This is a genomic window from Xanthobacter sp. YC-JY1 (assembly GCF_021730305.1).
Lineage (GTDB): Bacteria > Pseudomonadota > Alphaproteobacteria > Rhizobiales > Xanthobacteraceae > Xanthobacter > Xanthobacter flavus.
In genome coordinates this window covers 2059783-2072930 of sequence record NZ_CP032674.1, presented here as the reverse complement: position 1 = coordinate 2072930, position 13148 = coordinate 2059783, and the positions used below count along the sequence as shown (strand labels likewise).

At 69.7% G+C, this 13148-nt stretch carries 10 protein-coding genes; 2 read left to right on the top strand and 8 right to left on the bottom strand.

The features are described from left to right. Positions 1-26 precede the first annotated feature (26 nt). Positions 27-1946: an AsmA-like C-terminal region-containing protein gene (locus D7006_RS09715; RefSeq protein WP_237356443.1), complete on the top strand. Its 1920-nt coding sequence runs from the start codon at positions 27-29 to the stop codon at positions 1944-1946. A gap of 92 nt (positions 1947-2038) precedes the next feature. Here the strand turns inward: D7006_RS09715 and D7006_RS09710 are convergent, their stop codons facing one another. The 6 genes from D7006_RS09710 to D7006_RS09685 form a co-directional block, all read right to left on the bottom strand. Beyond that, positions 2039-2608, bottom strand: coding sequence for an invasion associated locus B family protein (locus tag D7006_RS09710; RefSeq protein WP_237356441.1), 570 nt, complete (start codon positions 2606-2608; stop codon positions 2039-2041). A 205-nt stretch (positions 2609-2813) separates the two neighbouring features. Beyond that, positions 2814-5108, bottom strand: coding sequence for a xanthine dehydrogenase molybdopterin binding subunit (gene xdhB, locus D7006_RS09705; RefSeq protein ID WP_237356439.1), 2295 nt, complete (start codon positions 5106-5108; stop codon positions 2814-2816). Then, positions 5105-6520 (bottom strand): xanthine dehydrogenase small subunit, encoded by a 1416-nt coding sequence (gene xdhA, locus D7006_RS09700; RefSeq protein ID WP_237356438.1) that lies wholly within the window; start codon positions 6518-6520, stop codon positions 5105-5107. Before xdhA ends, xdhB begins: the two co-directional genes overlap by 4 nt. A gap of 4 nt (positions 6521-6524) precedes the next feature. Beyond that, positions 6525-7301 carry an ABC transporter permease gene (locus D7006_RS09695; RefSeq protein WP_371745079.1) on the bottom strand — a complete coding sequence of 259 codons (777 nt, stop codon included), beginning with the start codon at positions 7299-7301 and terminating at the stop codon, positions 6525-6527. 1 nt (position 7302) lies between these two features. Beyond that, positions 7303-8085 carry an ABC transporter ATP-binding protein gene (locus D7006_RS09690; RefSeq protein WP_237356436.1) on the bottom strand — a complete coding sequence of 261 codons (783 nt, stop codon included), beginning with the start codon at positions 8083-8085 and terminating at the stop codon, positions 7303-7305. A gap of 203 nt (positions 8086-8288) precedes the next feature. Further along, positions 8289-9296 carry an ABC transporter substrate-binding protein gene (locus D7006_RS09685; RefSeq protein WP_237356434.1) on the bottom strand — a complete coding sequence of 336 codons (1008 nt, stop codon included), beginning with the start codon at positions 9294-9296 and terminating at the stop codon, positions 8289-8291. Between the two features lie 252 nt (positions 9297-9548). On the opposite strand from D7006_RS09685, the gene D7006_RS09680 reads away from it, so the two are divergent. After that, positions 9549-10727 carry a hypothetical protein gene (locus D7006_RS09680; RefSeq protein ID WP_237356432.1) on the top strand — a complete coding sequence of 393 codons (1179 nt, stop codon included), beginning with the start codon at positions 9549-9551 and terminating at the stop codon, positions 10725-10727. Positions 10728-10733: 6 nt separating this feature from the next. On the opposite strand, the gene D7006_RS09675 is transcribed toward D7006_RS09680, so the two are convergent. Then, the gene (locus D7006_RS09675; RefSeq protein WP_237356430.1) at positions 10734-11747 is read right to left on the bottom strand and encodes a FecR domain-containing protein; all 1014 of its coding nucleotides are present in this window, start codon (positions 11745-11747) and stop codon (positions 10734-10736) included. 13 nt (positions 11748-11760) lie between these two features. After that, positions 11761-13089 (bottom strand): lipopolysaccharide assembly protein LapB, encoded by a 1329-nt coding sequence (locus D7006_RS09670; protein ID WP_237356429.1) that lies wholly within the window; start codon positions 13087-13089, stop codon positions 11761-11763. Between the last annotated feature and the right edge of the window lie 59 nt (positions 13090-13148).

Genomic DNA, 13148 nt, shown 5'->3' with positions numbered 1-13148 from the left:
GCTCCCTCGGAGACATCTGTATCTTCATGCTGCGTGTCGGCCAGAACACCCGCCGGGCCGGGCTCATCGCTGCATCCGTGCTGGGCGCGGGTGCCGCGCTGCTGCTCGTCGCCATGGCGGTACTGCCTTTCCTGGTGCCGGCCGCCGAGCTGCGGCGGGTGGCGGCGCAGGCGCTCGCCGGCTCCACCGGCCAGAAGGTGGAGATTCTTGGCGAGCCCTCGATTCGCCTCTTCCCCTCCCCCCGCGTCGTGCTCGGCAAGGTCAGCTTCCCGCTCCCGGCCGGCCAGTCGCTCGATGCCGAGAACGTGGTCACGCGGCTCGACCTGCTCCAGCTCGTCGCCGGACGGGTGGCCGTGAACGACGTGATCGTCGAGCACCCCACCCTCGTCCTCACCGGCGAGGGCATGGCGCCCGCCCTCGGCATCGCGCCGGTGCTTGCGGCCACCGACCGCCCCGAACTGCGCATCGTCGACGGCACCATCGCATGGCGCAGCGGCAGCGGACTGACCCGCGAGCTGGTGAGCGGCATCACCGCCAGCCTCGACCGGGTACTCGACCGCGCGGGCATCGCCGTCGCCATCCAGTTCGACTGGCGCGAGCAGCCGGTGAACGCAACGCTGTTCATCGACGACATCACCGCCTTCATGGCCGGCACGCCGGCCCCCATGCGGGTGACCGTGGCGACGGACGGCGCCAAGGCCCGCTTCCACGGCCGCGCGGCGCTCGGCAAGTCGCCAACCATGGACGGCGCGGTGACGGCGGACGCCGATTCGCTGCGCGACCTGTTCGACTGGGCCGGCATGGAAGCGCCCACGCGCAGCGGCTTCGGCCCCTTCTCCCTCGCCTCCCGCCTCAAGCTTGAGAAGGGCGAGGTGGCCCTGACCGAGGCGAGCGTCGATCTCGACGGCAATCGCGGCGACGGCGGCCTTCTGGTGAAGGTCTCCGGTCAACGCCCCCTCATCCAGGGCACGTTTGCCGCCGACCACATCACGCTGGCCCCCTACGGCGCCATGCGCCTGACCGGCGGCGACCGGCAGGGCTGGGACCGGGGGGCGGTCGATCTCTCCGCCCTCGGCGCCTGCGACCTTGACCTGCGGCTTTCGGCGGCCCGGGTGGATGTGGGCGACACCGCGCTGTCCACCGTCGCCGCCAGCGCGGTTCTGTCCGCCGGCCGTCTCGTGCTCGCCATCGGCGAGGCCCATGGCTGGGGCGGCGTGCTGCGTGCCTCCCTCACCCTCGCCCCCGCGCCCCCCGACGCTGCCGCCCCCCAGGCCCACCGCTCAGCGGGCGCGGAGCTGCGGCTGGAGGCGGAAGCGACCGACGTGGAGCTCGCCCGCGCCCTCGACGACATCGGCGGTTTCCGCCGCATCGACGGCACCGGGACGCTTCAGGTCGACGTGACGGGGGCCGGGCGCAGCATCCAGGACATCGCCGCGAACCTTCAGGGCAGCGCGGGACTGACCGCGGCCAACGGCTATCTCAACGGCTTCGACGTGGCGCAGCTGCTGCAGCGCATCGAGCGGCGTCCCCTCTCCGCGACCAGCGACTGGCGCGGCGGGCGCACCGCCTTCACCGAGATCAACGGCCGCATCGCCATCAGCGACGGCGTGGGCACGGTGGAGGAGCTGGCCATGCGCGGACCGCGCGCGCAGATCGAGATGACCGGCTCCCTCTCCATCGCCCAGCGCGCGCTGGACCTCGCCGGCCACGCCGCTCTGCCGGCGACCAAGGGCGCGAAGACCGGCGCCATTGACCTGCCGTTCAGCGTCCGCGGACCGTGGGACGAGCCGAGCATCATGGCCGACCCGCTCAGCCTCATCGAGCGCTCGGGCGCGGCGCTGCCCCTGCTGGAGGCGGTGAAGGGACGCACCACCGCCCCCGCCGCAGAACGGGCCATGGATGGCGGCGCGTCAGTGGCGGACCCGCAGCAGCCTCCGGCGAACTGACAGCGCCCGCACCAGCACAAGACGGGACGCGCAAACGAAAAAGGCCGGCGCTCTGGCACCGGCCTTCAATGCTGTTTGCCTGCGGCGGAAAATCAGCCCTTGAGGCTGGCCTGCATGGCGGCGCCGAGCCCCTTGAACGACAGCGGCAGAATGACCGGGCGGCGCGATCCGTCCTCGAACACGATCTCACCCTTGCCGGAGCTGGCCTTCAGCGCCGTGAGCTGATCCTGCGTCAGCTCGGTGGAGGCGACGCAATGCTGGCCGCAGCGCTTGAAGGTGAGCACCACGTCCGCCACGCCACCCACCTTCAGCGCCACGTTGGACGGCAGCCACACGCCGGGCGGGGTGAGGACGATGAGGCGCACCGGCCCGCTCTTCTCGGCCCGCACCGCGACATGGGCGAGGATGTGCGCGAGGTCGGGGGTCTGCAGCGTCTGCACCGCCTCGCAGCCGCGCTTGTCGTCCTTGCCCTTGCAGCGCACGGTCCAGTCGTCGTGCACCGAGTGGGTCTCGGTCGGGTCGGCAGAAGCGGCAGCAGGCGCAGCGGCCGGAGCCGGCGCGGCGGCCGTCTGGGCGGCGGCGGGAAGGGCGAAGGCCGATGCGGCGAAGACAGCAGACAGGAGCGAGAGACGGAGGGAAGGGATGAGACCGGTAAGCGCCATCTTTTACATCCTCTCAATCGCACCCGCGCCCCGCAGCGGTGCCGCCGCCGGGACATATCCGACACCGACCCCGTCAGGCAACGCAAATCGCGGTGGCCGATCCCGCTGACATTGGGGAAGACGGCGCATCAAGCACCCTCCCACCCGTATCGTCAGGCGCCAAGGGCATCGAACCGACGGTATCCGGGCGCGACCGTCTGCGCATTCACGCCCGCGCTTGCCCCTCCCGCCGCGCGGCGACGGCGGCGAGCACGCGCTCGGGTGTCGCGGGGGCATCCAGATGCACCGGCCCGTCTCCCGGCAGGCCGGCGAGGGCGTCGCGAATGGCCAGCCAGACCGAGATGGCGAGCATCAGCGGCGGCTCGCCCACCGCCTTGGAACGTAGCACCGTCTCTTCCGCGTTGGGCTTGTCGAGCAGGTGGACGTTGAGCACCGGCGGCACGTCGCGCGAGCCGGGGATCTTGTACGTGGAGGGGCCGCGCGTGGCGAGGCGACCGCGGGCGTCCCACTTCAGTTCCTCGCAGGTGAGCCAGCCCATGCCCTGCACGAAGGCGCCCTCGATCTGTCCGATGTCGATGGCTGGGTTCAGCGAGCGCCCGCAATCGCCCACGATCTCCGCCCGCAGCACCCGCACCGCGCCGGAGAGCGTATCCACCGCCACCTCGGCCGCGGCGGCGCCGTAGGTGTAATAATAGAAGGGCCGCCCTTCGGACTTCGCCATGTCGAAGTGGATCTTCGGCGTCTTGTAGAAGCCGGTGGCGGAGAGCGGCACGCGCTGCTGCCACGCCATGTGCGCCGCTTCGCCGAAGGAGAGGCTGCGATTGCCCACGCTCACGCGGCCCTCGGCGAACACCACCTCCTCCACCGGCGCACCGAAATGCGCCGCCGCAACGCCCGCCATGCGGCCCCGGATTTCCTTCGCCGCGATCAGCGCCGCCATGCCGTTGAGGTCGGAGCCCGAGGAGGCCGCCGTGGGGGAGGTGTTCGGCACCTTCGCTGTGCTGGTGGCGGAGACGCGCACATGGTCGAGCGGGATTCCGAAGGCATCCGCCACCACCTGCGCCACCTTCACGAACAGCCCCTGCCCCATCTCCGTGCCACCGTGGTTCAGGTGGACGGAGCCGTCCGTATAGACATGCACCAGCGCCCCCGCCTGGTTCAGCGTCGTCAGGTTGAAGGAGACGCCGAACTTGATGGGCATGGTGGCGAGGCCCTTGCGGATCACCGGGCTCTGCGCATTGAAGGCGTCGATCTCGGTGCGCCATGCGGCAAGGTTCGCCTTGGCATCGAGATGGGCCATGGCCTCCTCGATCAGGCTGTCCTCCACCTCCTGCCCATAGGGCGTGATGTTGCGCGGGGCCGCGCCATAATGGTTGGCGGCGCGCACGACCTCGATGGGCTGGCCGAGATGGCGGGCGATCTCGTCCATCACCACCTCGATGGCGAGCATCCCCTGCGGCGCGCCGAAGCCGCGAAAGGCGGTGTTGGAGACGGTGTTGGTCTTCACCAGCACACCGCGGAAGCGCGTCGCCGGGATGAAATAGCAATTGTCCGCGTGACACAGGGCGCGGGAGACCACGGCGGGCGAGAGGTCCGCGACGTTGCCGCAATCGGCGGCGAATTCCATGTCGAGCCCGGCGATGCGCCCGTCCCCGTCGAAGCCGGCTTCCCAGCGCACGCGGAACGGATGGCGCTTGCCGGTGGCTTCCATGTCCACCTCGCGCGGCAGGCGCAGCTTCACCGGCTTTCGGGCGTGATGGGCGAGGAGGGCCGCGATGGCGGCGACGATGGTGGCCTGGCTCTCCTTGCCGCCGAAGGCCCCGCCCATGCGCCGCACTTCCACCGTCACCGCCGCGAACGGCAGGCCCAGCACACGGGCGACGCCATGCTGCGCCTCGGTGGGATGCTGGGTGGAGGAATGGACCAACATGTCCCGGTCCTCGCCGGGGATGGCGATGGCGATCTGCCCTTCCAGATAGAAATGGTCCTGCCCGCCACACCGCACCTCGCCGGAGAGGCGCAAGGGTGCGCCGGCAAGCGCGGCCGCCACATCGCCTCGCCCCACCTGCTGGTCCGGCGCGACGCGAGCACCGGCCTCATAAGCCGCATCGAGATCGAGCAGCGCGGGCAGCACCTCATATTCCACCCGCACCAGAGCGGCGGCAGCGCGGGCGGCATCGAGGGTCGGCGCGGCCACGGCGGCGACGGGATGGCCCACATAGTCCGCCTCACCCGCCGCCAGCAGCGGCTCGTTGGTGCGGATGGGGGCAATGTCGTTGACGCCGGGAATGTCGCCCGCCGCCACCGCCACGACGCCCGGCAGAGCCCGGGCGGCGGACAGGTCGATGGCGACGATGCGCGCGCGGGCATGGGGGCTGAGCACCAAGGCCGCGTGGAGCAGGCCGGGCGGCTCCGGCATGTCGTCCAGATAGACGGCACGGCCGCTCACATGGGCGTTGGCGCTCTCGTGACGGGCGGGGACATGGACGGCGCGGGTCATAGCGCCTCCAGCTCCAGCAGCACACCGGGGCGCGTGGTGGCGAGGTGCAGGCGCCGTACGAGATTGGCGGCGGCGGCCTGCCGATAGGCGGCGCTGGCGCGATGGTCGGAGAGGGGTGCGAAATCAGCGTCCAGCGCAGCTTCGATACCTCCGGGCGGAATATCGCCCCATGGTGCGCCGATGACGAGAGCTTCCAGAGCTGGGGCACGCTTCGCCCGGTCCGCCATGCCGCCGAAGGCCGCTGCGAGAGCCGCCATCCGTCCGCCATCCACCCGCACGCGAAAGGCGCCGAGCAGAGTGGAGATGTCCTGATCGAAGCGGCGCGATAGCTTCCACGCGAACAGCTCTTCACCCTCCGCAAGACGCGGCAGGCGCAGCGCCGCGATCACCTCGTCCCGCGCCAGCGCGGTCTGGCGATACCCCGTGAGGAATTCGGCCACCTTCATGCGCCGCACGCCGGCGGGCCCGGCAAGCTCCACCTCCGCATCCAGCGCCAGCAGCACCGGCAGCGTGTCGCCTACCGGCGAGGCGGTACCGAGATTGCCGCCGAAGGTGCCCATGGTCCGGATCTGCCGCGAGCCGATGCGGCGGATGAGGGCGCCGAAAGCGGGAAAAGCCGCCTCCACCGTCTCCAGCCCATCCGCATAGGTGACGGCGGCGCCGAGGACGAGTTGGTCGCCCTCCCACCCCATGCGCTTCAGCTCCGTCACGCGACGGGTGGAGATGGCGAGGGGGAAGCCTTGCCGCTTCTTTGCGGGGATGAGGCCGAGGTCGGTGGCACCGGCGATCAGAACCGCGTCCGGATAGGCGCTGCGCAGCGCCACCAGTTCGGCGAGGGTCTGCGGCACGAGATGCAGTTCCCCCTGTCCCGCGATGCGGGTGCCGGCAACCGGCGGGACGCTCTCAGGCTCCGCCACCGGCGGGGCAGCGCAGAGCGCGCGGGCGGCATCTACGATGGGGCGATAGCCGGTGCAGCGGCAGAGATTGCCCGCCAGCGCCTCGTGGATATCGGCATCGCTCACCGGCGTTTCGCCTGCCCGCTCCTGCGCGAGGGCATAGAGCGACATGACGATACCCGGCGTGCAGAAGCCGCACTGGGTGCCGTCGCTCTCGGCCAGCACCGTCTGCACGGGGTGGAGGCCGGACGGGCCGGCGAGCCCCTCCACCGTCTTCACCTCGCTGCCGTCGATCTGGGAGAGCAGCAGGATGCAGGAATTGGCGACCTGCCAGCGCGCCGCCCCGCTTTCCTGCCGGCCGAGGGCGATGGTGCAGGCGCCGCAATCGCCTTCCGCGCAGCCCTCCTTGGTCCCGGTCAGGCGGCGGCGGGTGCGCAGGAAGTCCAGCACCGTCATGGAGGGGGCGGCATCCGCCACCTCGATCCGCTCGCCGTTCAGGACGAAGGCGATCGCCACGCTCTCAGCCTCCCGCGCTCTGGGACGAGCGGAAGGCCCAGGCCACCATGCGGCGCTCGAACACGGCGAAGATCGCGTACATGAGGATGCCCTGGATGGCGAGGGAGATGAGGCCGGCGAACACGAGCGGCATCTGGAAGTTGGAGCCCGCCTGCACCATGAGATGGCCCACCCCCGCATTTGCGCCGATGGTCTCGGACACCACCGCGCCCACGAAAGCGAGCGTGATGCCCACCTTGAGCGCCCCGAAGAGATAGGGCCCGGTGCGGGGAATGCCAACCTTGCGCATGATATCGAGCTTGGACGCGCCGAGCGCGCGCAGCACGTCCTCCAGCTCCGGCTCGGTGGTGGCAAGGCCGGTCGCGACATTCACCACGATGGGGAAGAAGGAGATGAGGAAGGCGGTGAGGATGGCCGGCACCTCGCCGATGCCGAACCACATGATGAGGATGGGCACCACCGCTACCTTGGGCACGGAATTGAACCCGATCATCACCGGATAGAGCCCGCGATAGATGGTGCGCGACCAGCCCACCACCACCCCCAGCGCGATGCCGAACACCACCGCGATGGCGAATCCCGCCATGGTGGTCCACAGGGTCACGAACGAGTTCTTCAGCAGCGGCCACCAGTATTTTACCATGGCGGCGAAAATCTCGGTGGGCGCCGGGAGTATGAAGGTATCGATCTTGAACAGGCGGCACGCCGCCTCCCAGATCACGAACAATGCGACGGTGAAGTAGACCGGGGCGAGGTTCTCGACGGAGAGCTTCTTCATCATGTCACGCCGCCTGCCGCACTTCGGCGATCTTGTTGCGCAGCTCGTGGACCAATCCGGTGAACTCGGCCCGGTAGCAGACATCGAGATCGCGCGGCCGGGGGAACGGCACCTGCCGCGTCTCCACGATGCGGCCGGGGCGCGCACTCATGACGTGGATTGTGTCCGCGAGGAAGGCAGCCTCACGCAGATCGTGGGTCACGAGGATGACGGTGAAGCCGAACTCCTGCCAGAGGTCGCGCAGCACGCACCACAGCTCCTCTCGCGTGAAGGCGTCCAGCGCGGCGAAGGGCTCATCCAGCATCAGCAGCGCCGGCTGGTGGATGAGGGAGCGGCAGAGCGAGGCACGCTGCTGCATGCCGCCGGACATCTCCCACGGAAAACGATCGGCGAAGGCGCCGAGGCCCACCACGTTGAGCAGCGCCATGGCCTTGTCCTGGAACTCGGCCTTGTCGCGGGAGAAGCGGCGGCGGTAGGGCTCGACGATCTCCAGCGGCAGCATCACATTCTGCAGCACGGTGCGCCACGGCAGCAGGTTGGCATGCTGGAAGGCCATGCCCGCCACCTTCACCGGCCCCTTCACCTCCGCGCCGTCGATGGAGACGGTGCCGGAGGTGGGGCGGATGAGGCCGGTGACGAGCTTCATCAACGTGGACTTGCCGCAGCCCGAAGGCCCCACCACCGCCGCGAACTCGCCCTTGCGCACATGGAGCGTGGTGCCGGCCAGCGCCGTCACCGGGCCGGTGCGGCCGGGATAGGTCAGGGTCACATTGTCGAGGACGATCACGGGAAGGCCTTTCGGTTCGGCGTCGGCCGCTCCCCGGACAAGCGACACCGCAGGTGGAGCGCTGATCCGGGGTCCAGGGGAAAAGTCGGCGAAGCCGGCGATAGCCCCGGCGGCCTCAGATTAGGCCGCCTTCGGCGGTCCCTTGCGCTGGACCCCGGCTCGCATTCCGCTGTCGCTGCATGCGTCCGGGGTACGAAATCGCCTCACATCTTCCGCTCTGCCGCCGGCGGCAGGAACTCGCTGGTGAAGATGTCCGCGGCGGTGGGCTTGGCCTTGAACTCGTAGGTGATGCCCACCTGGTCGATGGACTTCGCAAGACGCGCGGGGTCCACGTCGCCGGTGCCGTTGGCCTTCACCCAGTCGGTGACGATGTTGTCCTTCAGCGCCATTTCGAGGCGGGCCAGCTCAATGGCCTCGTCGGCCGTCTCGTTACGCTTCATGACGGACTTGATGGCGCTCTTGGGATCCTTGGCGGTGTCGATGATGCCCTTGATGGTGGCCTTCACGAAGCCCTTCACCACCTCGGGATGGGCCTTGGCGAAATCGGGGTTCACCATGATGGCGTTGCCGTAGAGCACGAGGCCGTGCTTGGACATGAGCATCACCGCGATGTCATCCGCCGGCACGCCCTTCTGGCGCAGGTTGAAGAAGGAGGAGAAGGAGAAGCCGGTGATGGCGTCCACCTTGCCATCGGCCAGCATGGGCTCGCGCACCGGGAAGCCGATATTCTCGATCTTCACCTTCTCGGCGTCGATGCCGTTCTCCTTCACGAAGGCCTTCCACTGGGCGAAGGCACCGTCCGGCGCGGGGGCGCCGAGGATCTTGCCCTCGAGGTCCTTCGGCTTGGTGATGCCGGTCTTCTTCAGGCTGACGATGGCGAAGGGCGGCTCGTCATAGACCATCTGGACGGCGACGACCTTCTTGTCCGGGTTCTGATCGCGGAACTTCATCAGCGAGTTGATGTCGAAGAAGCCGATGGGATAGGTGCCCGCCGCCACACGGGCGATGCCGGCCACCGAGCCGGGGCCGCTGTCGATGGTCACGTTGAGGCCCTCGGCCTTGTAGTAGCCCTTGTCCAGCGCCACGAAATACGGCGCGGACGGCCCTTCGAACTTCCAGTCGAGCGCGAATTTCACGTCGGTCTCGGCCAGAGCCGGCGCTGCCGCCAGCGTGGCGAGGACCGCGGCGAAAACGGAACGCATCAGGCTCATGAAAAAAGCTCCTCGGTTTCGCTGCCGTGGACTGCAACCGCCATGCCAGCGGCGCCGGACGCCGCAGCGGCAGGCCACGGGCGCCCGGAGCGTCGCGGAATGACGACTGCCGCACGATGAGGCACGCAGCTCCTGCCCTCAAGATCGGCAGATTGCTTAGGTCATGTGCAAACCGCGCCCTTCCCCCCGCTGGACAGATCCCGCCGCGTGGGCCACTCCAGTCGATGAGGGATGCCGACGAGCGGAGGGGCCATGGCACGGCGGGTGCTGCTCACCTGGGAGCAGGGCGCGGGGTTCGGCCACACCGTCCAACTCGCGCGCCTCGGCCGGCGGCTCGCCGAAGCCGGCTCGGAGGTGGCGGCCGCGGTGCGCTATCTGCAGAACGCCGGGCCACTGGCCGAGGCCGGCATCCGCCTCATCCAGGCGCCGCCATGGCCCGCCCCTGCCCCGCGCGCCAACGACCATATCCCCGCCTCGGCGACACTGACCGACAGCCTTGCGCGCGTCGGCCTGCGCGATCCCGACTGCGTGCGCCCGGTGCTGCGCGCGTGGCGCGACCTGCTGGATGCCGAGCGGCCGGACCTGATGGTCTGCGACTATGCCCCCCTCGCCGGGCTTGCCGCGCGCGGGCGCTGCCCGGTGATGCAGGCGAGCACCGCCTATTGCCTGCCGCCGGCCGATCTGGACGCCATGCCGGTGTTCCACGATTTCGTGCCGCCGCTCCACACGGACGCGGAGGTGGTGTCGGCGGTGAACGCCGCGCTGGCGGACGAGGGCCTTGCCCCCATCGACCGCATCGGCGCCCTCTTCACCGGCGACGACGCCTTCGTGCGCAGCTTCCAGCTGCTCGATCCCTATGCGGACCTGCGCAGCCGGCAGGCCGAAGGGCCCGTGATGGCCGAAGCCATGCGCGAAGCATCACCCGGCGCCCGCACCGTCTTCGCCTATGTCCACACCGACGTGGCCTCGCGCCCGGACGTGGCGGCGGTGCTGATGGCGCTGGCCCCGCGGCTGGAAATCTTCGTGCCGGGCGTCGATCCGTCCTGGCTGGCGCCGCTCTCGGCGGCCGGGGCCGTCGTGCACGGGCGGCCGGTCTCCATGGCGGAGGCCATGGCCCGGAGCCGCCTGCTCATCCACCAAGGAAGTGCCGGCGTGGCAGCGGATGCGCTCGCGGCCGGCGTGCCGCAAGTCACCTTCTCGGTGCATGTGGAACACTGGCTGAACGGCGAGGCGCTCGCCGCCGCCGGGCTCAGCCGCAACTTCCCGCTGTTCCATCCCGATGCACGGGTGGCGCCGAAGCCGGTTCTGGCGGCGCTGGAAGACAGGGACATGGCCATGATCGCCGCAGCAGCCGGCCGGATGCACCGGGCGGAACTCGCCGCCCGCGATCCGCTCGACGTGCTGACGGAGCGCTGCCGCGCGCTCCTCTAGGCCCGGTCAGTAGCCGATCGGCCCGCCACCGCCCCCTCCCCCGCCGCCACCGGGGAAGCCCGGAAAGCCCGGGATATTCGGGAAGGTCGGCAGGTTGGGGAAGCTCGGGAAGCCGCCACCGCCGCCATAGCCGCCGGGGAAGCCGCCGCCGCCACCGTAGCCATAAGGCGGCGGGGTGACGGGAATGACGACGTTGCCCTGGTTCTGCTGGGAGGCCTGCTGGGCAATGGTGTCCGCCTCGCCCTGGAGCTGGGTGTTCACCGACCGGCAGGTCGCCGCCGCGAGGTCCATAGTGGTCTGGCCCTGCACCGGCACGCCGCACGGATGGCTGGAACCGCGGTCGAGGCCGGTCGTGTCCGCGACCGGGCCGCGGCGCCCGCCGGTCTGGCCGGTCTGGCTGCGGGTCTGGGCGATGACCGCATCGATCTGGCCCTGCGACACGCGCACCGGACCGTTCATGCCACCGCGCCCGACCGTGACCATGAAGCCGGGCCGGCGGATCACCACCGTCTCCCCGCCCGGCCCCACCACGGTGAGGGTGCCGAACTGGAGGATGGCCTGGGTCTCGCCGTCGCGGTGGATGATGGCCGCGACGCCGCCACGGATGCCGATGGTCGCCACCGGCGTCTTTACTTCGGCGCCGCCGGTGTGGCTGGCATTGCCGCCGACGAAGCGCGCCGCGCCCTTGGTGAGGGTGAGCGCCATGGAGCCGGCCTTGGCGTTGGGGTCGTAGACGAACTCGTCGATAACGAGGTTCGAGTTGGGGCCGATGTTGAGCGTGGTCTTGTCCACGAACAGGACCTGAACGCTGCCGGCGGAGCTGGTCTCGATGCGCTCGCGGTGGATGATGCTGGAGCCGAGCTCCAGCGTCCGCACGCCCGACCCGGCATTGCCGGTGGAGCGGGGATTGACCGCGGCGGCCGTGCCGACGCTGTTCTGCGCCAGCGCCGGGCCGGTGGCGGCCACGATGGCGAGGGAGGCGACGGACGCCAGGAGACGGGCGGGGGTGCTGATGGGCATGATGCGTTGCTCCTCAGAACCGCACGTTCGGGCCAATGGAAACGCTGAAATTGTCGAATGCATAGTTCGGCAAGGTCGAGGTGGACCAGCTGTACTGGACCTGCGTCAGCAGCCCCCACTGCTCGTGGACCGGCACGTCAAGCGCGAGGCCGACCCGGTACTGGTTGTCCTGTTCCGTGATGAACTTGGTGATGAACGGGTTGGGCGCGTCATAATTGTAGCGCGTGTAGCCGACGCTCGGGATGACAATCCAGCGCTTCACACCCCACAAGCCTTGAAACTCGAACGGCAGGGCGAGGTCCACCGCGAAGGTGTTGTAGGAGTACCAGCGCAGGTCGCCCGAGGCGTCGTTGTAGGAGAGCCGCGCGCGCCAGCGCCAGTCGTCGGTGATGCGGCCGAAGGCGTTGCCGCCCACCGTCCACATCTCGCCGCTCTGGAAGGAGGCGGTGGGATAGTCCTGCGACGACTGGTAGTCGCGCTGGCGGATCTCCGCGAAGGGCTCCAGCCCGAACCAGGCGCTGAACGGCAGATAGAGCGAGACGCCCGCGCCGTAGGTGCCGAGATAGCCGGAGCCGCCCAGCGCCACGCCGCCCGCGAGCACATAGGCGCGGATGGACGAGCCCGGCAGCGCGTCCGGCGCCAGCGCGAAGCGCGGGCCGGTGTTGAACTCGGCGAAGCCGAGGTTCAGCTGCTGCAGCTGGAACTGCTGCGAATAATAGAGATTGAGGTTGGTTTCCCAGACATCGCCGCGCTGGTTGCCGAAGTCGTAGACGTGGCGGATGGAGGCGAGGGCGAAGGCGTTGCCGTCTGCCTGCGCGGCCGCGCTCGGCGGCAGCAGGGCGCCCACATCCTGGCCGATCACGAGTCGGCTGGAGGGGCCGTAATTGGCGTTGGACTGGTAGCGCACGCCCACCTGCCCGTAGACGCTCCACTGGTTGGTGGAGAGGCGGCGGTCGATCTCCACCAGATAGGCAGCGATATTGTCCCGCTCCTGGCCGGACAGTTCCGGCGACTGGGCGATGGGCTCGAAATAAGAGCGGGCGGATTCATAAGAGCCCAGCCGGTAATAGAGCCGCGCCAGTTCGAGGCGCACGCGCACCAGCTTGGGATTGTAGAAGAGGATGCGCTCGTAGACGCCGATGGCGGCCTCGTAGTCGCCCACCTCCACCGCACGCCGGGCGAGGCGGAAGGCCAGCTCCACGTCCGCCGGACGCTTCAGGGACTGGTCGAACAAGGCGTTGAATTCGGGGTCGGCATCCGCCAACGCGGTCTGCTGCGCCGCCAGCGCCGGTCCCGCCATCGCGCCCAGCGCCACGGCCAGCACGATGCCGCGCACGGACACCCCAGCCCCCAAGCTACCCCTGCTCGGGTCCGCAACCCGAGTATTGTACCGCTTTACCA

Coding starts and splice junctions, on each gene's coding strand:
- xdhB (WP_237356439.1), bottom strand. CDS start 5,108: ATGACCCGCGCCGTCCATGTCCCCGCCCGTCACGAGAGCGCCAACGCC.
- D7006_RS09675 (WP_237356430.1), bottom strand. CDS start 11,747: ATGCCCATCAGCACCCCCGCCCGTCTCCTGGCGTCCGTCGCCTCCCTC.
- D7006_RS09680 (WP_237356432.1), top strand. CDS start 9,549: ATGGCACGGCGGGTGCTGCTCACCTGGGAGCAGGGCGCGGGGTTCGGC.
- D7006_RS09695 (WP_371745079.1), bottom strand. CDS start 7,301: ATGATGAAGAAGCTCTCCGTCGAGAACCTCGCCCCGGTCTACTTCACC.
- D7006_RS09715 (WP_237356443.1), top strand. CDS start 27: ATGCTGCGTGTCGGCCAGAACACCCGCCGGGCCGGGCTCATCGCTGCA.
- D7006_RS09685 (WP_237356434.1), bottom strand. CDS start 9,296: ATGAGCCTGATGCGTTCCGTTTTCGCCGCGGTCCTCGCCACGCTGGCG.
- D7006_RS09710 (WP_237356441.1), bottom strand. CDS start 2,608: ATGGCGCTTACCGGTCTCATCCCTTCCCTCCGTCTCTCGCTCCTGTCT.